Annotated in this window: 28 protein-coding genes; 16 read left to right on the forward strand and 12 right to left on the reverse strand. The window is 68.6% G+C overall.

Annotated elements, in window-relative coordinates; genetic code table 11:
* Window positions 1-226: 226 nt before the first annotated feature.
* From ACWGO6_RS03570 to ACWGO6_RS03600, 7 genes are read left to right on the forward strand one after another with little or no spacing between them, the layout of a single operon-like run.
* On the forward strand, window positions 227-943 hold the full coding sequence (locus ACWGO6_RS03570; RefSeq protein ID WP_136043553.1) for an NUDIX hydrolase: 717 nt from the start codon (window positions 227-229) through the stop codon (window positions 941-943).
* Complete coding sequence (nadA, locus tag ACWGO6_RS03575) at window positions 940-2,277, forward strand: quinolinate synthase NadA (protein WP_136043552.1); 1,338 nt, start codon at window positions 940-942, stop codon at window positions 2,275-2,277. Before ACWGO6_RS03570 ends, nadA begins: the two co-directional genes overlap by 4 nt.
* Window positions 2,274-3,800 carry an L-aspartate oxidase gene (gene nadB / locus ACWGO6_RS03580; protein ID WP_452325860.1) on the forward strand — a complete coding sequence of 509 codons (1,527 nt, stop codon included), beginning with the start codon at window positions 2,274-2,276 and terminating at the stop codon, window positions 3,798-3,800. Before nadA ends, nadB begins: the two co-directional genes overlap by 4 nt.
* Window positions 3,800-4,651 (forward strand): carboxylating nicotinate-nucleotide diphosphorylase, encoded by an 852-nt coding sequence (gene nadC / locus ACWGO6_RS03585; RefSeq protein ID WP_136043550.1) that lies wholly within the window; start codon window positions 3,800-3,802, stop codon window positions 4,649-4,651. Before nadB ends, nadC begins: the two co-directional genes overlap by 1 nt.
* A 5-nt stretch (window positions 4,652-4,656) precedes the next feature.
* Window positions 4,657-5,793, forward strand: coding sequence for a cysteine desulfurase family protein (locus ACWGO6_RS03590; protein WP_136043549.1), 1,137 nt, complete (start codon window positions 4,657-4,659; stop codon window positions 5,791-5,793).
* A 21-nt stretch (window positions 5,794-5,814) separates the two neighbouring features.
* Window positions 5,815-6,762, forward strand: a complete 948-nt coding sequence (locus ACWGO6_RS03595) for a glycosyltransferase family 2 protein (RefSeq protein ID WP_136043548.1) — start codon at window positions 5,815-5,817, stop codon at window positions 6,760-6,762.
* Window positions 6,763-6,814: 52 nt separating this feature from the next.
* Window positions 6,815-7,588 carry an SDR family NAD(P)-dependent oxidoreductase gene (locus ACWGO6_RS03600; RefSeq protein WP_136043547.1) on the forward strand — a complete coding sequence of 258 codons (774 nt, stop codon included), beginning with the start codon at window positions 6,815-6,817 and terminating at the stop codon, window positions 7,586-7,588.
* A gap of 13 nt (window positions 7,589-7,601) precedes the next feature.
* Here the strand turns inward: ACWGO6_RS03600 and ACWGO6_RS03605 are convergent, their stop codons facing one another.
* Complete coding sequence (locus tag ACWGO6_RS03605; RefSeq protein ID WP_136043656.1) at window positions 7,602-9,650, reverse strand: ABC transporter ATP-binding protein; 2,049 nt, start codon at window positions 9,648-9,650, stop codon at window positions 7,602-7,604.
* Window positions 9,651-9,817: 167 nt separating this feature from the next.
* On the opposite strand from ACWGO6_RS03605, the gene ACWGO6_RS03610 reads away from it, so the two are divergent.
* A complete protein-coding gene (locus ACWGO6_RS03610) occupies window positions 9,818-11,296 on the forward strand; it encodes an MDR family MFS transporter (RefSeq protein WP_136043546.1) in 1,479 nt (492 codons plus the stop codon).
* Window positions 11,297-11,329: 33 nt separating this feature from the next.
* Here the strand turns inward: ACWGO6_RS03610 and ACWGO6_RS03615 are convergent, their stop codons facing one another.
* The gene (locus ACWGO6_RS03615; RefSeq protein ID WP_168429550.1) at window positions 11,330-11,479 is read right to left on the reverse strand and encodes a hypothetical protein; all 150 of its coding nucleotides are present in this window, start codon (window positions 11,477-11,479) and stop codon (window positions 11,330-11,332) included.
* Between the two features lie 95 nt (window positions 11,480-11,574).
* Here ACWGO6_RS03615 and ACWGO6_RS03620 point away from each other — a divergent pair, with 95 nt between their 5' ends.
* Complete coding sequence (locus ACWGO6_RS03620) at window positions 11,575-12,168, forward strand: 1-acyl-sn-glycerol-3-phosphate acyltransferase (RefSeq protein ID WP_136043545.1); 594 nt, start codon at window positions 11,575-11,577, stop codon at window positions 12,166-12,168.
* Window positions 12,169-12,213: 45 nt separating this feature from the next.
* Here ACWGO6_RS03620 and ACWGO6_RS03625 read toward each other — a convergent pair whose 3' ends face one another.
* The gene (locus ACWGO6_RS03625; RefSeq protein WP_136043544.1) at window positions 12,214-12,420 is read right to left on the reverse strand and encodes a hypothetical protein; all 207 of its coding nucleotides are present in this window, start codon (window positions 12,418-12,420) and stop codon (window positions 12,214-12,216) included.
* Between the two features lie 69 nt (window positions 12,421-12,489).
* On the opposite strand from ACWGO6_RS03625, the gene ACWGO6_RS03630 reads away from it, so the two are divergent.
* Window positions 12,490-13,017 (forward strand): DUF6328 family protein, encoded by a 528-nt coding sequence (locus ACWGO6_RS03630; RefSeq protein WP_136043543.1) that lies wholly within the window; start codon window positions 12,490-12,492, stop codon window positions 13,015-13,017.
* A 26-nt stretch (window positions 13,018-13,043) separates the two neighbouring features.
* Here the strand turns inward: ACWGO6_RS03630 and ACWGO6_RS03635 are convergent, their stop codons facing one another.
* Window positions 13,044-13,586: a Dps family protein gene (locus tag ACWGO6_RS03635; protein WP_136043542.1), complete on the reverse strand. Its 543-nt coding sequence runs from the start codon at window positions 13,584-13,586 to the stop codon at window positions 13,044-13,046.
* Window positions 13,587-13,715: 129 nt separating this feature from the next.
* On the opposite strand from ACWGO6_RS03635, the gene ACWGO6_RS03640 reads away from it, so the two are divergent.
* The 4 genes from ACWGO6_RS03640 to ACWGO6_RS03655 all read left to right on the forward strand — a co-directional run bounded on the left by ACWGO6_RS03640 (window position 13,716) and on the right by ACWGO6_RS03655 (window position 15,813).
* On the forward strand, window positions 13,716-14,207 hold the full coding sequence (locus tag ACWGO6_RS03640) for a GNAT family N-acetyltransferase (RefSeq protein ID WP_205820415.1): 492 nt from the start codon (window positions 13,716-13,718) through the stop codon (window positions 14,205-14,207).
* A gap of 107 nt (window positions 14,208-14,314) precedes the next feature.
* A complete protein-coding gene (locus tag ACWGO6_RS03645) occupies window positions 14,315-14,614 on the forward strand; it encodes a Fe-S cluster assembly protein HesB (protein ID WP_029262936.1) in 300 nt (99 codons plus the stop codon).
* Between the two features lie 123 nt (window positions 14,615-14,737).
* A complete protein-coding gene (locus tag ACWGO6_RS03650) occupies window positions 14,738-15,403 on the forward strand; it encodes a hypothetical protein (protein ID WP_452325861.1) in 666 nt (221 codons plus the stop codon).
* Window positions 15,404-15,468: 65 nt separating this feature from the next.
* Window positions 15,469-15,813, forward strand: a complete 345-nt coding sequence (locus tag ACWGO6_RS03655; RefSeq protein ID WP_136043540.1) for a LysR family transcriptional regulator — start codon at window positions 15,469-15,471, stop codon at window positions 15,811-15,813.
* Between the two features lie 5 nt (window positions 15,814-15,818).
* Here the strand turns inward: ACWGO6_RS03655 and ACWGO6_RS03660 are convergent, their stop codons facing one another.
* From ACWGO6_RS03660 to ACWGO6_RS03685, 6 genes are all read right to left on the reverse strand, one after another.
* Window positions 15,819-16,394, reverse strand: a complete 576-nt coding sequence (locus ACWGO6_RS03660) for an alpha/beta fold hydrolase (RefSeq protein WP_136043539.1) — start codon at window positions 16,392-16,394, stop codon at window positions 15,819-15,821.
* A gap of 154 nt (window positions 16,395-16,548) precedes the next feature.
* Window positions 16,549-16,869, reverse strand: a complete 321-nt coding sequence (locus ACWGO6_RS03665; RefSeq protein WP_240745167.1) for a GNAT family N-acetyltransferase — start codon at window positions 16,867-16,869, stop codon at window positions 16,549-16,551.
* Window positions 16,870-16,973: 104 nt separating this feature from the next.
* A complete protein-coding gene (locus tag ACWGO6_RS03670; protein WP_275087544.1) occupies window positions 16,974-17,102 on the reverse strand; it encodes a hypothetical protein in 129 nt (42 codons plus the stop codon).
* Window positions 17,099-18,760 (reverse strand): ABC-F family ATP-binding cassette domain-containing protein, encoded by a 1,662-nt coding sequence (locus ACWGO6_RS03675; RefSeq protein ID WP_136043538.1) that lies wholly within the window; start codon window positions 18,758-18,760, stop codon window positions 17,099-17,101. The genes ACWGO6_RS03670 and ACWGO6_RS03675 overlap by 4 nt, the downstream gene beginning before the upstream one ends.
* 40 nt (window positions 18,761-18,800) lie before the next feature.
* The gene (locus ACWGO6_RS03680; protein WP_136043537.1) at window positions 18,801-19,484 is read right to left on the reverse strand and encodes a type 1 glutamine amidotransferase domain-containing protein; all 684 of its coding nucleotides are present in this window, start codon (window positions 19,482-19,484) and stop codon (window positions 18,801-18,803) included.
* The gene (locus ACWGO6_RS03685; RefSeq protein ID WP_205820427.1) at window positions 19,481-20,098 is read right to left on the reverse strand and encodes a TetR-like C-terminal domain-containing protein; all 618 of its coding nucleotides are present in this window, start codon (window positions 20,096-20,098) and stop codon (window positions 19,481-19,483) included. Before ACWGO6_RS03685 ends, ACWGO6_RS03680 begins: the two co-directional genes overlap by 4 nt.
* Window positions 20,099-20,208: 110 nt before the next feature.
* Here ACWGO6_RS03685 and ACWGO6_RS03690 point away from each other — a divergent pair, with 110 nt between their 5' ends.
* Window positions 20,209-21,144 carry an NAD-dependent epimerase/dehydratase family protein gene (locus ACWGO6_RS03690; protein WP_452325862.1) on the forward strand — a complete coding sequence of 312 codons (936 nt, stop codon included), beginning with the start codon at window positions 20,209-20,211 and terminating at the stop codon, window positions 21,142-21,144.
* Here ACWGO6_RS03690 and ychF read toward each other — a convergent pair.
* Window positions 21,141-22,214, reverse strand: coding sequence for a redox-regulated ATPase YchF (gene ychF / locus ACWGO6_RS03695; protein ID WP_136043534.1), 1,074 nt, complete (start codon window positions 22,212-22,214; stop codon window positions 21,141-21,143). The two genes, ACWGO6_RS03690 and ychF, sit on opposite strands and share 4 nt — an antisense overlap.
* A gap of 150 nt (window positions 22,215-22,364) precedes the next feature.
* Window positions 22,365-23,105, reverse strand: a complete 741-nt coding sequence (locus ACWGO6_RS03700; protein WP_452325863.1) for a class I SAM-dependent methyltransferase — start codon at window positions 23,103-23,105, stop codon at window positions 22,365-22,367.
* A gap of 59 nt (window positions 23,106-23,164) precedes the next feature.
* Between ACWGO6_RS03700 and ACWGO6_RS03705 the strand changes: the two genes are divergently transcribed.
* On the forward strand, window positions 23,165-23,767 hold the full coding sequence (locus tag ACWGO6_RS03705; protein ID WP_452325864.1) for an exonuclease domain-containing protein: 603 nt from the start codon (window positions 23,165-23,167) through the stop codon (window positions 23,765-23,767).
* Window positions 23,768-23,823 lie beyond the last annotated feature (56 nt).

A 23,823-nucleotide genomic window follows, 5' to 3' on the forward strand; every position in this document is an offset into this window, starting at 1 on the left:
AGGTGGAGCGGAACCCCGACTGTGGGGTTCGTGGGCCCAGGAGGAGACCGATCGGCCTCTCCCCGGAGGGGGTTTGTTAGGACAGTAACCTAACAAACCCGCATGCGGGTAGACAACCCTCCCGGAGCGCGCGAGATAACGTTTCGGCCTCGACGTCGGAATCCGTCATATGCGCACACTAAGGGTCTCCATGACACTAAGATCGATCACGGAGGTTAAGGTGTCTATGACTCGAAGCGAGGAGATCCGGGTGGCCGTCTCGACGGTCATCCTCACGCTGCGTCGCACCGACGACGCACGCGCGGTCCTCGCGCTGCCCCTCGTCCTGCGCACCCGTGAGCCCTTCGCCGACCAATGGGCGCTTCCCGGGGGCTGGCTCACGGCGACCGAATCCCCCGTCGACGCCGCTGCGCGCACCCTCGCGGAGACGACCGGACTCGCCCCCAGCTACCTGGAACAGCTCTACGCGTTCGGAGCGGTCGACCGCTCCCCCACCCGGGTCGTCTCGATCGTCTACTGGGCGCTGCTGCGTCAGGATGACGTGACCGCACAGATAGCCGCCCATCGCGCATCCGGCCGCGCCCCCGAGAACGTGCGCTGGTTCGACATCGATCAGCTGCCGCAGCTGGCCTTCGACCACGCCAAGATCGTCGAGTACGCCCTGTGGCGCCTGCGCAACAAGGTCGGCTACAGCCGTGTCGCGCGAGGCTTCCTGCCCGCCGAGTTCACCCTGGCCGAACTGCGTGAGGCGTATGAGTCGATCCTCGGCAAGAGCCTCGACCCCGCCAACTTCCGCCGCCAGGTGGAATCCGCCGGAAATCTGCTCCCCACCGACCGCTTCCGCACGGGGAACCACCGTCCTGCACGTCTGTACCGCGACAACACCGATGTCGAGCTGGCCGACCGCGGCCCCCTCGGACCCGAAGAAACGAGCACCCGATGAGCATCACCTTCGTCCCCGCTCCCGCCGTCCCGCCGCTGGACGCCTCGGTGGACCACGCGATCCAAGCCATCGTCGGCGGCGCATCCACCGACGCCACCTGCGCGACCGACCTGGCCGCGGGACCGTGGGACTTCGACTCCCGCCCCGGATACGGCCCAGGCTCATCGATGGGTGATGTGATCCCCACGGGATCCCCTCGACAGGGCGAGCTCCCTGTCAAGTATCGGGAGGCTTCGGAGGACGAGCTCGATGCCCGCATCCGCGCGGCGAAGACCACACTCGGCGACCGGGTCGTGATCCTGGGCCACTTCTATCAGCGCGAAGAGGTCGTCCGGCATGCGGACTACGTCGGCGACTCCTTCCAGCTCGCCACAGCGGCCAAGGGGCGAGCCGACGCCGAGGCGATCGTGTTCTGCGGCGTGCACTTCATGGCCGAGACCGCCGATCTGCTCTCACATCCTGACCAAGCGGTGATACTTCCCAACCTCGCTGCCGGGTGCTCGATGGCGGACATGGCCGACATCGACCAGGTCGAGGAGTGCTGGGAGCAGCTCGCAGACGTCCTCGGCGACCTCGACACCCCCGACGCGGACGGCCGCGTGCCCGTGATCCCCGTCACGTACATGAACTCCTCGGCGGCGATCAAGGGCTTCGTCGGACGGCACGGCGGGATCGTGTGCACCTCGTCCAACGCCCAGACCGTGCTCGAGTGGGCGTTCGAGCGGGGGCGGCGGGTGCTGTTCTTCCCCGATCAGCACCTGGGGCGCAACACCGCCAAGGCGATGGGCGTGCCGCTCGAGCAGATGCCGATGTGGAACCCGCGGCGAGCGCTCGGCGGCTCCTCGGCGGCCGAGCTGGTCGATTCCCGGGTGATCCTGTGGCACGGCTTCTGCTCCGTGCACCGCCGCTTCACCGTGGGGCAGATCGACCAGGCCCGTGCCGACCACCCCGGCGTGCGGGTCATCGTGCACCCGGAGTGCCCTATGGAGGTCGTCGACGCGGCGGACGAAGCCGGCTCGACCGAATACATCCGTCGCGCGATCGACTCCGCGACCGAACCCACGACGTTCGCCATCGGCACCGAGATCAACCTCGTGCGCCGACTGGCGGCCCAGTACCCGCAGCACGAGATCTTCTGCCTGGACCCGGTCGTCTGCCCCTGCTCCACGATGTACCGCATCCACCCGGGCTACCTGGCCTGGGTGCTGGAGGAGCTCGTCGCCGGCCGTACGCCGAACCGGATCACGGTCGCCGGCGATGTCGCCGATCCCGCCCGCGTGGCACTGGAGCGGATGCTCGCCGCGAAGCCCCCGGTGAGTGCGGCCACACGATGAACATCCTGGTCGTCGGTTCGGGCATCGCCGGTCTCACGGCGGCGCTCCATGCGGACGAGGCCGGGCAAGCGGTGACGCTCGTCACCAAGGGAGTGCTCGGCGACGGGTCCACCGGGCTCGCCCAAGGCGGCGTCGCGGGTGTCTACGGACCGGATGACTCGGCCCAGCAGCACGCCGCCGACACGATGGACGCCGGTGCCGGGCTCTCGGATCCCGCGGCGGTGGACGTGCTGGTGGCCGAGGGGGCGGAGCGGATCGCGGAGCTGATCGCCCGCGGCGTCGGGTTCGATCGGACGACCGAGGGGGCGCTGCAGCTCGGACACGAGGCGGCTCACCGCCACGCACGCATCGTGCACGCGGGCGGGGACGCCACCGGTGCCGCGATCTCGACGGCGTTGATCGCTGCGGTGCGGCGCACGTCGATCACCGTGGTCGAGCATGCTCTGCTCACCGAACTGGTCGTGGCCGAGGGCGCGGTGCGCGGCATCCGCCTGCTGCGAGGCGCGGAGAACGACGAGCTCCACGCCGACGCGGTGATCCTCGCGACGGGCGGCGCGGGCCACCTCTACGCGCACACGACCAATCCGGCCGGCGCCACCGGCGACGGCATCGCCGTGGCGCTGCGCGCGGGAGCGGCCGTCGCCGACTTGGAATTCGTGCAGTTCCATCCGACGATCCTGGCGTCGGGTCCGGCCTTCCTTATCTCGGAAGCCGTGCGCGGTGAGGGTGCGACGCTGGTCGATGACGCCGGTCGACGCTTCACGTTCGACAGCCATCCCGACGGCGAACTCGCCCCTCGGGATGTCGTCTCCCGGGCCATCGCCCGGCAGGCGTCCGCGCAGGGACGGCCGGTGCGATTGGACGCCAGGATGCTCGGCGCCGACACCCTCGCCGAGCGCTTCCCGACCATCGATCGGGTGACGCGGGAGCGTGGATTCGACTGGTCGCGCGAGCCGATCCCGGTGACACCCGCGGCGCACTACCTCATGGGCGGCATCGTCACCGACCTCGACGGACGCACCACGATTCCGGGTCTCTTCGCGGTCGGCGAGGTGGCCCGCACCGGCGTGCACGGGGCGAACCGACTGGCTTCCAACTCGCTGCTCGAAGGAGCCGTCTTCGGCGCGAGAGCCGCAGCAGCCCTGACGATGCCCTGGCACCTCGTGCCCGCCCCCATGCGCGCTGCCACCGAGCGGCGTCGGGCGGAGGACCGTGGATCCGATGCACCCGCTTTCAGCCGCGCGGCACTGCAGCAGCTGATGTGGGACCAGGTGGGGCTGCTCCGTACCGACGGCGGCCTCGCACACGCACTGGCCACCGTGCGCAAATGGGCCGCGTCCGCATCGAAGCCGACCACGACCGCCGAGCACGAAGACGCGAACCTGCTTCTCCTGGCCGAGGCCACTGCCGCAGCAGCCCTTGACCGCACCGTCTCGGTCGGCGCCCACCACAGGGTCGATGCCGGAGCTTCGGCAGATGCCGCCCCGGTCCGAACCCGCTCGTCGATTCTGGAGACCGTCTGATGCTCACCCGTTCCACCCTCACCCGCGTCGTCGGAGCAGCCCTCGAGGAGGACGCCCCGTGGGGGGACCTCACCAGCACGACGCTGCTCCCCGCCGAAGCGACGGCCACCGCCGACCTCGTCGCCCGCGAGGCGGGAGTCTTCAGCGGCGGCGAAGTCTTCACCGCCGCGTTCGCGCTCACCGATCCGACTCTGACCGTCGACCTGCACGTCGGCGACGGCGATGAGTTCACCGCGGGCGACGTGCTCGCCTCGGTCTCCGGGTCGGCGCGCAGCATCCTCACGGCGGAGCGCGTCGCGCTCAACTTCACCCAGCGGATGAGCGGCATCGCGACGCTCACGGCAGCCTATGTCGCGGCTGTCGACGGCACACGCGCACGCATCGCCGACACCCGCAAGACGACGCCGGGCCTGCGTGCGTTCGAGCGGCACGCCGTCCTCTCCGGCGGGGGCAGCAACCACCGATACTCGCTGTCCGATGCCGTGATGGCCAAGGACAACCATCTCGCCGTGCTCACCCGATCCGGCCTCGACCTCGCGTCGGCGCTGCGAGAGGCGCTGTCCCGCCTGCCCCACACCACTCACGTCGTCGTCGAGGTAGACCGTCTCGACCAGATCGCCGCCGTCCTCGACGGTGGCGCGCACACCGTGCTGCTCGACAACTTCTCGCTCGACGACCTGCGCGAAGGCGTCGCCCTCATCGGCGACCGGGCCACGGTCGAAGCCTCGGGAGGCGTGAACCTGGACACCGTCAGCGACATCGCGCGCACAGGTGTGGACGTGATCTCGGTCGGCGCGCTGACCCACTCGGCACGCGCGCTCGATCTCGGCCTGGACCTGCGGATCGACTGAGCAGCGTGCTCTACCTCGACCATGCCGCGACATCCCCGGTACGACCGGAGGTGCTCGAGGCCATGCACCCGTACCTGACGGGCGTGTTCGGCAACCCGTCCAGCCACCACACCGCGGGAGAGGCTGCGGCGAGCGCTCTCGACGACGCCCGCGCCCGGGTCGCCCGCTTCCTGGGGATGCGTGCCGGTGACGTCGTGTTCACCGCGGGCGGCACCGAGGCGAACAACCTCGCAGTCAAGGGCATCGTGCTCGCGGCTCTCGAGGCCGGGCGACGACACCTGGTGGTCTCCCCCATCGAGCACGAGTCGATCCTGGAGTCCGCCGAGTACCTCCGGCGCTTCCACTCCGTCGACGTGACCCTGCTGCCGGTGGATGCCGGTGGGCGGATCGCGCCGAATGCCGTCGCCGCGGCGATCCGCCCCGACACCGCGCTGGTCTCGGTGGGGCACGCGAACAATGAGATCGGGACCGTGCAGGATGCGGCGGCGCTGTCGGCGGTCACCCGCGCCGCCCGCGTGCCTCTGCACCTCGACGCCGTGCAGTCGGCCGGGTGGCTTCCCCTGCACGAGCTCGGCGCCGACGCCGTGTCGATCGCCGGGCACAAACTCGGCGCACCCAAGGGGATCGGCGCACTGGCCGTGCGGGGACGCGTTCCCATCGAGCCGCTCCTGCACGGCGGCGGCCAGGAACGCGGTCGACGCTCGGGCACCGAGAACGTCGCCGGGGCCGTGGGCCTCGCGACCGCACTGGAACTCGCGGAACGGGAGCGGGCGACCGTGGCGGCGCGGGTCGGTTCTGCCACTGCACGGTTCATCTCCCGCGTGCTGAACAGCGTCCCGGAGGCCGCGCTCACCGGCGACCCCGAGCGCCGTCTGCCGGGGACGGCGAGCTTCACGTTCGCCGGCACCAGCGGAGAGGCGGTGCTGCTGGAGCTGGAGCGTCGAGGTGTCATCTCGTCGAGCGGCTCGGCGTGCGCCGCCGGCAGCGACGAGCCCTCGCATGTGCTCCTCGCGTGCGGCGTTCCTGCCGAGGTGGCCCAGACATCCGTCCGGTTCACCTTCGGTCGGGGGGAGCTGCCTGAGGACGCACCCGAGCGCCTGGCTCCCGTCGTCGCGGAGTCCGTGCGCGCGGCGCGGAGCTGATGCCCGCCATAGACTCGGCAGGTGACCGCCGCCGCCCCGATCGTGACCGTGATCGTCCCCGGACGCGACATCGCTGCCTTCGCTCCCGCCGCACTCGACTCGCTGCGCGCACAGACCGAGTCGCGATGGCGCGCCATCCTCGTCGACGACGGTTCGACCGACGACACCGGCGCGATCTTCACCGCGGCGGCCGCCGACGACGACCGGTTCACGACCATCCGTCACCCGGCATCCCGCGGGCTCGGGGCGGCGCGCAACATCGGCCTCGACCTCGTCGACACCCCTTACCTGGGTTTCCTCGACGGTGACGACGAGCTTCTCCCCCACGCGCTCGCCCGGATGACGGGCACTCTCGCGGAGACCGGAAGCGACTTCGTCGCCGGTGCCTACGTGCGCTCCCGTGCGCAGGGAGCGGCATACGTCGCCGGGCGCGTGCAGCCCTGGGTGGCGGCGGCGACCTCGCCGGAGCGCCTCGGCACCACCCTTGCGGCGCACCCTCGGGCGGTGTCGAACATCGTCGCCTGGTCCAAGGTGAGTCGCACCGAGTTCTGGCAGGACCTCCGCTTCCCCGAAGGGGTCGCGTACGAGGACCAGGTGGTCGCCCAGATCATGTACACCCGGGCACGGGCCTTCGACGTGATCCCCGATGTCGTCGTGCAGTGGCGGCTCCGCGCCGACGGCACCTCGATCACGCAGGGCAAGGCGCAGCTGCCCGTGCTGAGGGACTACCTCGCGGCGCTGCGCGGCGGCATCCGGGTGCTGCACGAGGCGGGCGCCCGAGACTCGGTCATCGCCCGACTCGAACTCATACTCGCCATGGACATGCCGTCCCTGCTCGAGATCGCGAGCAATCACCCCGACACCGCGTACGCCGCAGAGGTCGACACCTTCATCGCAGAGCTGCGGGCACTGCCCGAGTTCGCCGACGCCACCCCCGATCCCACCCTCGCCGCCGCACTCGCGTGGTGACACCACACATCTGGACCAACCGCCCCGCTGAACGAACGACACGGATGACCGCATGAACGACTACCTCTCCTCCCTCTTCTCGCTCGAAGGCCGCACCGCGGTCGTCACCGGCGGCAGCTCCGGAATCGGCCGCGGCATCGCCACGGCACTCGCCCGGGCCGGTGCCGCGACCGTCGTGGTCGCGCGCGGCGAGGCTCGCATCGAGGAGACCGTCAAGGAGCTCCGCGCGCACGGGTGCCGCGTCGCCGGAGTGGTCGGCGACCTCAGCACTCGGTCGGGCATCCGTGCCCTCGCGGAGACCGCCGTCGAGCCGTTCGGTGAGCCCGACATCCTCGTCAACTCCGCGGGCATCAACATCCGTCCGCCGTTCGCGGAGATCACCGAGGACGACTGGGACGCGACGATGACGGTCAACGCCCTCGCGCCGTTCCTCCTCGGTCAACGGTATGCGCGGGGCATGGCGGAACGCGGCTACGGCAGGTTGATCCACATCAGCTCCCAGCAGGCTCACCGTGCCTTCGTCGGCAGTGGCGTCTACGGCGCCTCGAAGGGCGCGGTGGAGTCGCTGATGCGCTCGGAAGCCGAAGCGTGGGGAGGAACGGGCGTGACCAGCAACACGCTGGTCCCGGGGTTCGTACTGACACCGTTGAACGCCCGTCTGCAGCAGGACCCGGCGAAGATCGCCGAGCTGGCCGCCCGCACGATGATCGGCCGCAACGGACTCCCGAGCGACTTCGCGGGCGCGGCCGTCTTCCTCGCCGGAGCCGGGTCGGGGTATGTCACCGGCCATTCCCTGTTCGTCGACGGCGGGCTGTCCGTGCACTGACTCCCTGAGCGGTTCAGGGTTCGGGCGGGTAGACCCGTTCATCGGGGCGCGGCTCGGCGAGCAGAGGAACGGCAGCGGTGATCGCCGCGACGGCATCGGCACCGGCGGAGTCCGCGGGTGCCCGGTCCGCACGGCGTTCTGTGAGCGCAGCACCTACTCCCCCGGTCACCGCCTCCTCGACCGCAGCCTCGGTGTCGAGCACGCGCGATGCGGCGACCTGCTGAGCGGCGAGCTCCGCATACAGACCTCCCCGCGCGAGCAGCTCGGAGTGGGTTCCCGATTCGACGATGCGTCCGGCCTCGAGCACGTGAATCATGTCCGCACCCATCACCGTGGACAGGCGGTGCGCGATCGACAGTGTGGTGCGCCCCTTCGCCGCCTCGTCGAGCGCCTCCTGCACGACTCGCTCCGACACGGTGTCGAGCGCAGAGGTCGCCTCGTCGAGGAGCAGCACCGGCGGATCCTTCAGCAGCACGCGCGCGATCGCGATGCGCTGCTTCTCCCCTCCCGAGAGCCGGTACCCGCGCTCGCCGACGACGGTGTCGTACCCCTGCTCGAACCCGGCGATGATGTGGTGGATGTTGGCCGCGGTGCACGCGGCGATCAGCTCCTGCTCCGTCGCATCCGGCTTGGCATAGCGGAGGTTCTCGCGGATCGTCGCGTGGAACAGGTAGGTCTCCTGCGAAACGATGCCCACGTGGTCGATGATCGACTCCTGCGTGAGCGTGCGCACGTCGGCGCCCGCGAAGAGCACTGCGCCGCCCTTCGCCTCGTACAGCCGCGGTGCGAGGTACAGGATCGTCGTCTTGCCCGCACCGGAGGGACCGACGAACGCCACGTGCTGCCCGGGCTCGGCGACGAACGAGACACCGTCCAGCGTCGGTCGGGCATCAGCGGAGGCGTCCGGGTAGCGGAAGACCACATCGGTGAACTCGAGCCTCCCCTTGGGCCCCGGCGCCTCGTCGACGGCGATCGCATCCGGAGCATCCTCGATCTCGGGCACGAGGTCGAGGTACTCGAAGATGCGCGCGAACAGCGCCGACGACGTCTGCAGATCGAGCGACACCCGCATGAGGCCCATCAGCGGCATGAGGAGCCGTGCCTGCACCGTGGTGAACGCGACGACCGTCCCCGCCGTGATCGCCCCGGTGCCGCCGGCGATCAGATAGCCCGAGACGAGGTAGATGACCGCCGGCACGCTGGCCATGAGCACCTGCACGACCGCGAAGAAGCCCTGGCCGCTCATAGCTCGGCGCACCTGCAGGACGACCTGATTGCGGTTCTCGGCCTGATAGCGCTCCGACTCCGTGCGCTGGCGGTTGAACGCCTTGGAGAGCAGCATGCCCGAGACGCTCAGCGTCTCCTGCGTGATCGAGGTCAACTCCGACAGCGATTCCTGCGTCTCCCCCGCGATCCGCGCTCGCACCTGGCCCACCTTGCGCTGGACGAAGATGAGGAACGGCATCATGATCACGGCGATGAGGGTGAGACGCCAATCGATGAGGATCATCGCGACGAGCGAGGCGATCACCGTCACGACGTTGCCCAAAATGCTGGTGACGGTGTTGGTCAGCACACCGGAGACGCCACCCACGTCGTTCTGCAGTCGTGACTGGATCACTCCCGTCTTCGTGCGCGTGAAGAATCCGAGTTCCATGGCCTGGAGGTGCTCGAAGAGCTTGACGCGCAGGTCGCCGGTGACACTGTTGCCGACGGTAGAGGTGAGCCACGTCTGCGCGACCCCGAGGACGGCGGAGAGCAGGAAGAGCCCCACCATCGCGGCGACGAGCCAGGCCAGCAGCTCGAGGTGCGGTCCGCCGCCGGCGACCGGGAACAGGGCGTCGTCGAAGATGCGCTGCACGATCAGCGGCGGGATGACGGCGATGGCCGCACCGACGATCACGAGGATCCCGGTGAGGAAGATGCGCGCGCGGTAGGCGCGGAACAGGGAGACCACCCGCGCTCCGAGGCCGCTGATCCGCGGCGCTTCGGCGTTCATGCGCCGCTGAGCGTCTTCATCCACCCCGCGGAAGCTCGCGCCTCCCCCTCGTCCACCGCCCATGCTCATGGCGCCAGCGTACTCAGGCCCGGCGACGTCGAGGGCCGGCGCATCCGCCCACAGCGGATTTCTGTGAGTTCGGAATGAAATGTCCGCGCCCGCCGTTACGCTGAAGGACTCTTGCGAACTCTCGCGATATCTCCGTTTCTTCTTCGCCCAGGAGGCCGCCCATGTCTGCCGTCGATACCGGCTCCATCTCGACGACCCCCGCACCGGCAGCGGGTGAGATCTCGCGCAAGGACATGCGCGTGATCTGGCTGCTGCTCGTCGCCGCGTTCGTCGCCATCCTCAACGAGACCACGATGGGGATCGCGATCCCGCATCTGAACGCCGATCTCGGCATCCCGCCCGAACTCGGCCAGTGGCTCACCAGTGCCTTCATGCTGACCATGGCCGTGGTCATCCCGACCACCGGGTTCATCCTGCAGCGGTTCACCACGCGTCAGGTCTTCATCGCCGCGATGATCGCCTTCTCGCTCGGCACGCTCGTCGCGCTGGTCGCCCCCGGCTTCTCGGTGCTGCTTGTCGGGCGCGTCATCCAGGCCGCCGGTACCGGCATCATGATGCCGCTGCTGATGACGACGATCATGAACGTCGTCCCGCCGCAGTCCCGCGGTCGCATGATGGGCCGCGTCGGCCTGGTCATCTCCCTCGCCCCGGCGATCGGCCCCACCATCGCCGGCGCCGTCCTCGAGACGCTGAACTGGCGGGCGCTGTTCGCGATCATCCTTCCGATCGCGCTCATCGCACTCTTCATGGGCGTGAAGTGGATGACCAACCTCGGTGAGACCCGCATCGTCCCGCTCGATGTGCTCTCCATCCCGCTCGCGGCGCTCGGCTTCGGCGGCATCGTGTTCGGCCTCAGCCAGTTCGGCGGCGAAGGCGGCTCGGGCGAGACGACCGGCATCATCGCCCTGGTCGTCGGCGCCGTGTCGCTGGCGCTGTTCGTGTGGCGTCAGCTCATCCTGCAGCGTGTCGACGACGCACTGCTCGACCTGCGCGTCTTCCGCTCGAGCAACTTCACGTTCTCCGTGATCATCATGACGATCCTGGCGCTGTCGATGTTCGGAACGCTGACGCTGCTGCCGCAGTACCTGCAGAACGTCGCGGGCCTGAACGCCCTCGAGTCCGGTCTGATCCTGCTCCCCGGCTCGGTGCTGATGGGTCTGCTGGGTCCGGTCATGGGTCGCGTGTACGACGCACGCGGCACGCGGCCGCTGCTGATCCCGGGCACGATCCTCGTGTCGGCGGCGCTGTTCTTCTACTCGACGGTCGGAGAGCACACCGTGTGGTGGGTGCTCATCATCGTGCAGGCGGCCATGTCCGTCGGGCTCGCGATGTCGTTCACGCCGCTGTTCTCCGCCTCGCTCGGCTCGCTGCAGCGGTCGCTGTACTCGCACGGTTCCGCTGTGCTGAACACGCTCCAGCAGGTCGGCGGCGCGGCGGGTGTCGCTCTGCTCACGGTCACCTACTCGGCGATCCTGCATGCAGGCGAGGATGAGGGCCTGTCACGGGCAGTGGCCGGCGCCCCGGGTGCGCGCATGGCCTTCCTGATCGCCGCGATCATCTCGCTCGCAGCGGTGGCGCTCAGCCCGTTCGTCCGCAAGCCCGCCGACGATGCCGGCGAGGGATTCCACGGCGGCCACTGAACCTCAGCGTTCGCGCGCGACGGCGTCTGCTGCTTACTCGGCCTTCGGGGCGGGGAAGTGGCAGACGCCGTTGCTGCAGTAGCCGGCGGCGTCGCCTTCGAGCAGGTCCAGGGCACCGGGAAGCGGCTGCAGCCCGATGGGGGCCTCCTCCTGCTGCACGGTGTCCTCCGGCGATTTCTTCATCCCTCGATCGTACGCCTGCTCCGAGGTAGTGGCGCCGGACCCGCGCGCAGGATGCCGACAGCGGGACGACAGCCTTTCTCCCCTACGGTTGATCCATGCTCAAACGACTCCTCGCCCGCATGTTCTGGGCGTTCAGCAGATGGACGCTCGTGAGCGAGGCAGCGCCCACGCGCCCGACCGTGCTCGTCGGCGCCCCGCACACCAGCAACTGGGACTTCGTCCTGATGCTCGCGATCGCCTGGCGCCTCGGCATCGACGTGCACTGGCTCGGGAAGAAGAGCCTCTTCCGCGGGTGGCGTGGTCCGCTCATGCGCGGACTCGGCGGGATCCCTGTGGACCGGGCGGATCCGGCCCGCGTGGTCAAGGACGTCGTCGGCCAGGTGCACGCCGGAACCGTTTTCGGTCTGGTGGTCACCCCGGACGGGACTCGTGGCGGCAACGAGTACTGGAAGTCGGGTTTCTACCGCATCGCCCGGGAGACGGGGATGCCGGTCACGCTCGGCTTCGTCGATCGCACGACGATGACGACGGGTCTCGGTCCCACCATCGACCTGACCGGGGACATCGCCGCCGACATGGACCGGATCCGCGCGTTCTATGCCGACAAGGCGGGGGCGCGACCCGAGCGTCGCACCGAGCCGCGGCTTCGCGAGGAACAGGCCCCTCGGAATCCCGACGCCTCCGAGTGAGCCTCCGCGGCATAGGCTCCGCGGCACAGGCTCCGGGGAGTGTCGTCAGTCCGCCGTCTTCTCGGCGTGCGCGCGGGCGTAATCGAGATCTTCATCGGTCAGGCTCTCCACCATCCCCACGACCGCTCCGGTGATCACCCGGATCTCCTCCCGGACGTCCTCGTCCAGGTGGGGCGAGTCGCCATCGAGCACGGAGCGACGTGATTCCTCCGAGAGTCCGGACCACCAGTCGCTGATCGGAGGGAGCGTCATGATGCCTTCTTTCGATCCATCGGGAGAAGAGTCTGGACTTCGTGCGAGAGTCGGCACGACACTGAGATCATGACATCGGATCCTCCGCGCGGCGACCACGAACTCGATGACCGCAGGGACGGACGAGACGAGACGGCGAACGAACGCGCGGATCGCAACTGGGAAGAGCTCCTGCAGGAACTCCGCGTGATGCAGACCGGGACCCAGATCCTCACCGGCTTCCTGCTCGCGGTGGCCTTCCAGCCGCGATTCACGGACATGGACGAGTTCCAGCGCGATCTCTACGTCGTGCTCGTCGCTCTGGCCGCGGTCGCGACGATCCTCGCGCTGGCTCCCGTGGGGATGCACCGAGCTCTGTTCGGCCACCGTCGCAAGCCCGACCTCGTGCGGATGGCCGCCCGTATCGTCCGGCTCGACCTGATCGTGATCGGGGCGCTGACGATCGGGGTCACGATGCTGATCGTCGACTTCACGGTGAATCGCACGGCCGGCCTCGTCGCGCTGGTGTCGGCGCTCCTGCTGGTCGTGGCGCTGTGGATCGCGTTGCCGCGCATCATGCGCGGCCGACCCCGCACCCCCGGAGCCGGGCCGAACTGACCGGGCTCACGGAGGAGGGGCGAACGTCAGCGACCGGCCGGGCTGCGGTTCTCGGCGCTGACCATCCAGGCGAACTGCTCGAGGCGTTCGATGATCGCGTGCAGAAGGTCCGCCGAGGTCGGATCCTCCTCGTCGACGGCGTCGTGGACGTCTCGCACTGTGCCGACCGCTGCTTCCAGACGTTCCGTCACCAGATCGATGGTCTCGGTCGTCGACACCTCGCCCGCGGGGAACTCGGGCAACGACGTCGCCTTGGCGATGGTCGCGCTGCGCCCGTCGGGCACGGCATGCAGTGCGCGCATCCGCTCCGCGATCGTGTCGCTGAACGCCCGTGCATCGTCGATGATCTCATCGAGCTGTCGGTGCGTGTCGCGGAAGTTGCGCCCCACGACGTTCCAGTGCGCCTGCTTTCCCTGGATGGCGAGTTCGAGCAGGTCGACGAGCACGCGCTGCAGATTGCCTGCGAGCGTGGGCGAGGCGGTGAAGCCCTTCTCCGCGTTCTGCTGGCGAGTGGTCTTCACGGCCCCCTTCGTCGAGGTGCCGGTCTTCTTCGTCTTGCTTTCAGCCATTTCGTTGACCTCCTGCCGGCGAGGATAACGAAGGTCTGCGCCCGGGTCCGAGGGGGTTGACACCGGAAGCCCGGAGCCCGAGTGTGGCGACCGGACCTGAACACCCGACTCAAGGAGAGACCCCGCATCGTGACAGAACAGAACGGCGAGAAGGATCGGGAGATCGTCATCTCCCCCATCACCGAGGCGGACGCCGGCGAGGTGCTGACCGTGCAGCGCGCAGCCTTCGTGTCGGAGGCGGCGATCTACGGCAGCGTCGACATGCCTCCCCTGACGCAGACGCTCGCCGAGCTCGAAGCGGAGCTTCGCTCGGAGTCCGGCTTGACGGCACGTATCGACGGACGCCTCGTGGGCGCGATCCGATTCGTGGAGAAGGACGGGATGCTTCTGATCGGACGCATCGCGATCGCCCCCGACATGCAGGGTGAGGGAGTCGGGCGGATGCTGCTCGAGCACGCGGAGAGCGCATCCACGGCGCAGGTCGCCGAGCTCTTCACCGGCAGCCTCAGCGAGGCGAACATCCGCCTGTACGAGCGGTGCGGATACGTGGAGCACGAGCGGGTACCGGACGGCGACGGCACGGAACAGGTCTTCCTTCGTAAGAACCTGCGAGGAGGATAAGAGCCTCCTCCGAATCGGCACAAGGGGGTTGAGGTCGTCGTGCGGGTTCGGCATCGTAGCCCGGACATGTCGCGACCGTGGCATGCCCCGAACGGAAGGAGAGTCTCGTGCTCACCCTCACCGACAACGCCTCCGCCATCGTGACGACTCTGGTGAGTCGTCAGACCGACGCCCCGGATGCCGGACTGCGCATCCACTCGTCCGAACCTCAGAATGCGGAGGGCGGCGCGCGTCTCGCCGTGCTCGTCGCCGCGGATCCGGAGCCGCAGGATCAGGTGGTCGAAGTCTCCGGCACCCGGCTCTTCCTCGATGAGTCCGCCGTCGCTGCACTCGATGACAAGATCCTCGACGCGGGCGTGGACGACGAGGGCTCCGTGTCGTTCGCGGTGCTCCCTCAGGTCGCCTGACCGAAGGATTCCGGATGCCGCGGCCGCTTCGGTCGCGGCATCCGTCTGTATCGAACATCACGTTTCGGATCTTTCGAGCTACCGTGCGTAAGACAGGCTCCGGGACTTCAATAGCCTGTGATCATGCGCCGTTCCCTCGCCCCCGCACTGGCCGCTCTCGCCGTGTCTGCTCTCGTTCTCATCGGGTGCGCTTCGCCCACCTCGGCGGAGCCCCGCACGAGCGCCACGCCTGCCCCGTCATCGCCGACGCCCAGTCCGACGGTCGAGATCGATCCCCAGGTCGTCGTCTCCCTCGACGGCATCGTCATCACCGACGAATCCGGCACTCGGAGCGCCGCCTTCGAGGATCCCACCGGGTTGCTGGACTTGCTGGAGGACACGACCGGCGAGCTGCCGGAACCGGAGAAGGTCGAGAACTTCCCCGGCTATGACTCCGCGTTCGTGAACTACACGTGGGACGGGCTCCGAGTGTTCACCGACAGCGCTCTCGAGGGCCCGGCATCGGTCGCGATCACAGGCCCTTCGCTTTCCGGAGTTCCGATCCAGACCGAGGAAGGCCTCACCGTCGGGTCCACACGCGCAGAACTTCTCGACGCGGGCGCATGGGGGATCGTCGACACCGAAGACCCCGCGACTGCCGAATACGTCGGGCTGGGCGAGCGTGAGGTACCTGGAACCGAGTCGCTGACCCATCCGGGATCCGTTGGCATCCTCTACACCCTGTTCCGGCTCGACGGTGACACAGTGACGCAGATCAACGTTCCTGCGAACGACTTCAGCGACATCTGACCGGCGGCTTCCACCGCGTAACCTGGAGTGGCTCGCAATCCCGTGCGAACAGTCGAAGGGCCACCGTGAAGATCTCTCTGCTCCGCCGTTTCGTCGTCCTCGCGGAGGAGCTTCATTTCCCGCGCGCGGCCGAGAAGCTCGGCATCCCGCTGGCCTCGCTGTACACGTCGATCGACAAGCTCGAAGCCGAGGTCGGCCATCCCATCGTCCACCGCGAAGGGCAGACACGACTGACGCACGTCGGAGAGCTCTTGCTGGTCGAGGCGAAAGAAGCGGTCGCCGCAGCTCCTGCGCCGGTGAAGAACCCGCCCGCACCCGCCGGCGGCAAGGCGAAGGCCTCGAAGGGCAAGGGCCGAACCCCTGCAGTGAAGGGTCAGCCCAAGCCCTACAAGAAGCGGCAGGGTCGCTAGGGGGTTCAGTCCCAGTCGAGGTACTCCTCGATCACGACCGCTGTCTCGATCGGGTGCGTCATCGGGAAGTGGTGGTCTCCCCCGTCGATGCTCTTCACGCTCGCACGCTCCGGAGCGGTCGACTGCAGCTGCTCACCGTTCGCGAACGGGGTGGTGGTGTCTTCGGTGCCCTGGATGATCAGGACGGGCATCACGGGCGCGAGCGGGATGTCGTGCTCTTCGACCCCGAGCAGCGCCAGGCCGTTCACGCGGTCGGCGTGCGCGATGGCGAAAGCTCGCGCGACGGTGCCACCGAACCCATGCCCGCCGATCCAGGTGTCGCCGAGGCCGACGTGGTCGATCACCGCCAGCGCATCCTCGACGCGCTCGTCCAGCGACACCGCTTCGCCCTCGACGTCGGCGCGGTGGCCGATCCGGACCACGTGGAAGCCCGCCTCTTCGGCGAGGTAGTGCGCAACGACTCCGAGGATGTCGGCCGGAAGGTCGCGTTCCTGGATCAAGACGAGCTTGACGGGGCCGTCGCCCTCGTCGACGAAGGGGATCGCGCGGCCGTCTGGCTCGAAGATCTGGGTGTCGGTCATCGGCGTCAATCTCCTCGTGCCGTCGGTGTCAGGAACTCAGGCGGAACGTCCACAGCGGACGCCAGCGACCGGGCCGCGGCGCGAGCCGCCGTGTCCCAGCGTATCCCGAGCAGGCCGTCGGCGAGACGGAGACGCCCGGATCAGCACCACACGGCTACCAGGCCCGCCCCCGAAGATCGATCGCCCCGGCGGGCCACCGGCGCGGTGGAGAGTCGAGCGCGAGTGTCAAGATGGGCGGCCCAGGAGGCTGCATGGCGGGCTGACCGGTGCGGGCGATCGAGCGCTCGACCGCCGAGATGCGGCGCCATCCGCAGGACTCGTAGAACGCGACGACAGCTTCGCGGCACCCGAGGTAGCCGAACTCGATCCCACCGGCGTCCCTCATGGCTGCGGCCGCGTGTGCCAGGAGCCGGACACCCGCCCGCTCCCCTCGTGCGCGCGGAGAGACCAGCACCCCGCCGACTCCCGCGACCACGACCTCCGCCGTACCGACGCCGATGGTCCGCCGCGCCCAGCCGACGTGGCCACCACCGCGTCGCCGGCGCGGGTGATGAGATGGACGTCATGGGGCGCGTAGCCCTACGGCTGATCGGGATCCCACGCTCCGAACTCGGCGAAGTACTCGGCGTCGAACAGCTCTCGCAGGCTCGCCACGTCGTTCGAGGTCAGGCTGTCGTGCGGGACGCTGTCGATGACGAGGCTCGTCATACCTCGACGACCTGCCCGGCTTCCACCCGCCAGTGTCGGTCGGTCTGCACGGTCGCGAGCATCCGTCGATCGTGGGTGACGAGCAGCAGCGTCCCTTCGTAGGACTCGAGCGCCTGCTCCAGCTGCTCGATCGCGGGCAGGTCGAGGTGGTTGGTCGGCTCGTCGAGCACGAGCAGATTGATGCCGCGCGCCTGCAGCAGCGCCAGACCGGCACGTGTGCGCTCGCCCGGCGAGAGCTCGTCGACGGCGCGCGTCACGTGATCGGCCTTGAGCCCGAACTTCGCCAGGAGCGTGCGCACCTCACCCGATGCCATCTCGGGCACGAGTTCCTCGAAGGCGACCGCGAGCGGCTGCGTACCGACCAGCAGTGCGCGGGCCTGGTCGATCTCGCCGATCTGCACGCTCGCACCCAGGCTCGCCGTTCCCTCGTCGGGAAGCTGCCGCCCCAGCAGTCCGCGCAGCAGGGTCGACTTCCCCGCGCCGTTGGGCCCGGTGATGCCGATGCGCTCCCCCGCGTTCACCTGCAGTGACACGGGCCCGAGCTGGAACGTACCCTGCCGGAACACCGCGGAGCTGAGCGTCGAGACGACCGAGCTGGAACGCGGGGCCGAGCCGATCGTGAACTCGAGCTGCCACTCCTTGCGCGGCTCTTCGACCTCTTCGAGCCGGGCGATCCTGCTCTCCATCTGGCGTACCTTCTGCGCTTGCTTCTCGCTGGACTCGGCCGAGGCCTTGCGCTTGATCTTGTCGTTGTCGGGCGACTTCTTCATCGCGTTGCGCACACCCTGGCTGGACCACTCGCGCTGCGTGCGGGCGCGGGCGACGAGGTCGGCCTTCTTGTCGGCGAACTCGTCGTACTTCTCGCGCTGGTGCCGACGAACCGTCGCCCGCTCCTCCAGGTACGAGTCGTAACCGCCGCCGAACACCCGGTTGCTGTTCTGAGCGAGATCGAGCTCCAGGACTCTGGTCACGCAGCGGGCGAGGAACTCGCGGTCATGGCTGACCACCACGACACCGCCGCGGAGGCCGCGCACAAAGGCCTCGAGCCGCTCGATGCCGTCGAGGTCGAGATCGTTGGTCGGCTCATCGAGCAGGGCGATGTCGAAGCGCGAAAGCAGCAGCGCAGCGAGCCCGACGCGGGCGGCCTGACCTCCCGACAGCGAGGTCATCATGGTGTCGGCGGGCTCGTCGCCCAGGTCGAGGCCGAGGTCGGCGAGCACGGCCGGAAGTCGCTCGTCGAGGTCAGCGGCGCCGCTGGCCAGCCAGCGATCCAGCGCCGTCGAGTACGTGTCGGCGGGGCCTGTACCCGGGGCCGCGAGGGAGGGATCTCCGAGAGCTGCCGCCGCGGCATCCATGTCCCTGGTCGCAGCCGCGCACCCGGTGCGCCGACCGATGTAGTCGATCACGCTCTCCCCCGCGACGCGCTCGTGCTCCTGCGGAAGCCAGCCCACGAACGCATCCGCCGGGGCGAGCCTGATCGTGCCTGCATGGGGTTCATCGACGCCGGCCAGCAGCTTCAGGAGGGTGGACTTCCCCGCCCCGTTGGCTCCGACCAGGCCCACCACATCGCCCGCCGTGACAGTGAGGTCGAGCGAGTCGAACAGGGTGCGGTGGCCGTACCCGCCGGCCAGCCCTTGGGCCACGAGTGTTGCGGTCATCCGTCAATCCTGTCACCCGTGCGGGCGGTGTGCGGACGTGTCAGAGCAGGGCGACGACCTTCTGGGCCGTCTCCTTGGCCGAGCCCGGGTTCTGCCCGGTGACGAGCCTCCCGTCGGAGATCGCGTAGGAGACGAAAGGCAGCTTCGCCTTCTCGTAAAGAGCACCCCGCTTCTTCATCTCCTCCTCGGCGTTGTACGGGACGAGCGTGTCGACTCGTGCGAACACTTCCTCCTGCCAGGCGAAGCCAGTGACGCGCCGACCGGCGACCAGGAGCGAGCCATCGGAGAGCCGGGTGTTCAGCAGGCCGCAGTAACCGTGGCATACCGAAGACACGATCCCGCCCTGCTCCCAGATCTGCCGCGTGATCCCCTGCAGCCCCGCGCTGTCGGGGAAGTCGTACATGACGGCGTGCCCGCCGGTGAAGTAGATGGCGTCGAGATCGGTCGGATCGATCTGATCCGGGCGTGCAGTGTTCTCCAGCAGCGCCATACGCTGAGGATCGCTCCGCCATGCTTTGGCGGTCCTGTCGTAGTTCGGGAACTTCAGCGATCGGGGCTCCAGCGGAGTGGACCCGCCAGCGGGGCTGACGATCTCCTGCTGATACCCCTGCGCTTCGAACACCTCCCAGGCATGTGCGAGCTCGGACAACCAGAGTCCGGTGCGATGAGACGGGTCCTGATAGTGGCCGACGTTGGTGACGACGTGGAGGATGCGGCGGGTCATGCGAATTCCGTCCTTTCTACAGCGCGGAGCGCGGTGGAGTTCATGGCGAAGACGGCGGCCACCGAGGTCCGGACGCGCTCAGCGACCGCCTCGGTGGGCTCGGGACGGAACTTGCCGTCGAGATGCAGGACTGCCAGACCGTGTGCCATGCTCCACATCGCCATCGCCAGGGCACCGGCGTCGGCATCCGGGAACAGCCTCGCGATCGTCTGCGTGAGCGCAACGCGAACTTCGGACGATGCCTGCACCCGCTCACTGTCCTCGTCGTCGCACTCGTTGCCGAACATCAGCCGGAACACCGCGCGATTCCGCAGAGCGAAGGCGACATAGGCGACGCCCAGGCTCGCGATCGTGTCCGCCGCCGAGTCCGAGTCCGTCACTCTCGCCAAAGCTTCCGCCAGCTCCTGGCTGAGCGATCTGAACCCTTCGACCGCTATCGCAGACTCCAGCGCCGTCCTGTCCGGAAAATGACGGTACGGCGCAGCCGTCGATACTCCGGCGCGCCGAGCGACGCCTCGTAGCGAGAACGGCTCCCCGGCTTCGAGCCCTGCGATGGCTGCCGCGATGAGCGCCGCACGCAGGTCGCCGTGATGGTAGCCGCGCTCCGTCGACATCTGCACTCTCCGTCTCCTATGTGAACACTGCTAACATAGCTTACGGATGATTGCAGTTCAACCAACGCTGCCGGAGGCTCGACAGCGCGACACAGAGAGAAAGCACACACATGCAGACGATCCTCGGCGCCAACGGTGAGATCGCCGTCGAACTCGCGCGTGAGTTGAATCGCGCGCATACGACGGATCTCAGACTCGTGAGTCGCAACCCTCGCCCCGTCAACGACACCGACGTGACGGTGGCTGCAGACCTTCTTGACGCACTCCAGACGAAGCGGGCTGTCGAGGGCAGCGAGGTCGTCTACTTCACCGCTGGCCTGCCCGCGGACACCACGCTCTGGGAAAAGCAGTTCCCCTCGATGCTGAGAAACGCGCTGGATGCCGCACGAGCAGCGGGGGCGAAGTTCGCCTACTTCGACAACACCTACATGTATCCGCAGGACGACCGACTGCAGACCGAGGAGACGCCGTTCGCACCGGTCGGACGCAAGGGGGCCCTCCGTGCGGAGATGGCCACGATGGTGCTGGAGGAGATGCGTCGCGGCGACATCCCCGTGCTGATCGGCCGCGCACCCGAGTTCTACGGCCCCGGCCGGACACAGAGCTTCACCAACACCCTGGTCATCGACAACCTCATGGCCGGGAAGAAAGCGCGTGTTCCCGTCCGAGACGACAGACTGCGCACCCTCATCTGGACACCGGATGCGAGCCGCGCCCTTGCCGCACTCGGCAACGCTCCCGATGCCTTCGGCACGACGTGGCACCTTCCCGTCGACGATGATCGACCGACCTATCGCGAGTTCGTCGCGATGGCGGAGGACGTACTCGACCGCCACTCCGGGTACTCCGTCGTCCCCCGATGGATACTCGAAACCGTCGGCATCTTCTCACCGCAGGTGCGAGAGCTTCGAGAGCTGCTCCCCCGTTACGCGCACGACAATCGCTTCGACTCCACGAAGTTCAACGAGCGCTTCCCCGACTTCGCCGTGACACGGTACCGGGAGGGCCTCGACGTCATCCGCGCGGAAGCCGACCGACGGGCCTAGTTGTTGAAGCGGAACTCCACCACGTCGCCGTCCTGCATGACGTAGTCCTTGCCCTCCAGGCGTGCCTTGCCCTTGGCGCGGGCCTCGACGACGGAGCCGGTCTCGACCAGATCCTCGAACGAGACGATCTCTGCCTTGATGAAGCCCTTCTCGAAGTCGGTGTGGATGACACCGGCTGCCTGAGGCGCCTTCGAGCCCTTGGGGATCGTCCAGGCGCGAGCCTCCTTCGGACCGGCCGTGAGGTAGGTCTGCAGGCCGAGGGTGTCGAAGCCGATGCGGGCGAGCTGATCGAGGCCCGACTCGTCCTGGCCGGTCGACGCGAGAAGCTCGGCGGCGTCCTCCGGGTCGAGGTCGATGAGCTCGGACTCGATCTTCGCGTCGAGGAAGATGGCCTTGGCGGGCGCGACGAGGGCGGCGAGCTCCGCCTTGCGGGCGTCGTCCGTCAGCACGGCCTCATCGACGTTGAAGACGAAGATGACGGGCTTCGCGGTGAGCAGACCCAGTTCGCGGATCGGCGCCAGGTCGATGCCGGCGACCGACAGCAGGACGCCGCGCTCCAGGGCATCCTTCGCCGCGTTCGCTGTCTCGAGAACGACGGGCTCGATCTTCTTGCCGCGGACTTCCTTCTCGTACCGGGCGATCGCCTTGTCGACGGTCTCGAGGTCGGCGAGCATGAGCTCGGCGTTGATCGTCTCCATGTCGGATGCCGGGTTGACGGTGCCGTCGACGTGCACGACGTCATCGTCGGCGAAGCCGCGGACGACCTGCGCGATGGCGTCGGCCTCGCGGATGTTCGCGAGGAACTTGTTGCCGAGCCCCTCACCCTCGCTCGCACCGCGCACGATGCCGGCGATGTCGACGAACGACACGGCCGCGGGGAGGATCCGCTCGCTGCCGAAGATCTCCGCGAGCTTGTCGAGGCGCGGGTCGGGCAGGTTCACCACGCCGACGTTGGGCTCGATCGTCGCGAACGGGTAGTTCGCTGCGAGCACGTCGTTCTTGGTGAGTGCGTTGAAGAGGGTGGACTTGCCGACGTTGGGCAGGCCGACGATGCCGATAGTGAGAGCCACGGGGCACGAGTCTACCTGGCCCCACCCCCACCACCCTGCGGAAGGCTGCTCCTCCGTCGCGCACTCAGAGCGCGAGATCAGGCGAACGCGTGAGATCAGGCGGATGCAGCGGAGTTCTGCCTGATACAGGCTGATCGCCTGATTCGGGGATCAGTCGCGGACGGCGCGGTAGGCCCGTGTCACGTACGGAAGGTCGATGGTGGTCTCACCGTGCAGATCGAGCTCGTCGAACAACTCGTCGAGGTCACGCCGGATCCGAGTTTTCTCATCGTCGGACGCGGTGATGATGTAGCTGCGGGACGCGGCCATGCGGTGCAGCCGGTCTCGTGTGATGGGGCGGACCCATTCCCAGCGCTCCTGCTCGAGCGGGCCGAACGGCGCAGCGACCACCGGATCTCCCTCGGCGAGCATGTTCTCGGCGTGGCTGCCGTGCATGATCTCGGTCAACCGGCGCACCCAGTCGACGCGATCGTCGCGGATGTTCCAGATGAGACCGAGCACTCCCCCGCTGCGCACGACCCGACCGATCTCGGCGGATCCGGCAGCGGGATCCACCCAGTGCCATGCCTGCCCCAGGACGACCGCGTCGACGCTCACATCTGGGAGGGGCAGCCGCTCCGCCGACCCGACGAAGGTCGGCACGCCCGGCACCGCCCCACGGAGAGTCACGAGCATCTCGGGATCAGGATCGATCGCGACGACCTCGGCATCCGGCGCTTCCGCCAACACCCGCGTGAGCTTGCCCGTTCCGGCGCCGACATCGGCGATACGGCGGGTGCCGTGCGGCATCCGCTCCAGCATCCACGCCACCGCGTCGAAGGGGTATTCGGGTCGTCCGACCTCGTAGTCCGCGGCCTGCGCACCGAACGACGTCGCCATGTCCTCAGCCATGCGGCCAGCCTACGGCGAGTCTCCCGCATGGTCGCCGACCTCGGGGTGAGAGTGGAGACGTGCCACTGGACTTCACTGCGATCGACTTCGAGACCGCGAACTCCAGCCCCGCCTCCGCCTGTTCCGTCGGACTGGTCCGTGTGCGCGGCGGCGAGGTCGTCGCGACCACCGGATGGTTGATCCAGCCGCCGCCCGGCCACGACGAGTTCCAGGAGTGGAACGTGCGCATCCACGGGATCCAGCCGGAGGACGTGCTGTCCGCGGCCACGTGGGTCGACCAGTTCGACCGCCTGTGCGCCTTCGCCGGAGCCGACGTGCTCGTCGCCCACAACGCCGGATTCGATCTCAACGTGCTGCGCCGCGCCTCGGAGGCGACGGGCCAGCTCTGCCCGCCGTACCGCTCCCTCTGCAGCCTGCAGGTCGCACGGAAGACCTACGTTCTCGACTCCTATCGCCTGCCCGTCGCTGCGGCCGCCGCCGGATTCGAGGCGTTCGCGCACCACGACGCCCTCGCCGACGCCCGCGCCTGCGCGCAGATCGTGATCGATGCGGCCGCCAGGGCGGGTGCCGCCGACGTGTTCGCCCTCGCCGATGCGCTGAGCCTGCGCGTCACCGCCCCGGTCGCACCCGTCGCGCCTGCTCTGGAGCGTGCGGTCGCCTGAGCCGACACAGCGCGCCCGTGCGCGGCGACCTCGGAATGTCCGATGCCGGCCGCATC

The organism is Microbacterium sp. NPDC055665 (assembly GCF_053618035.1).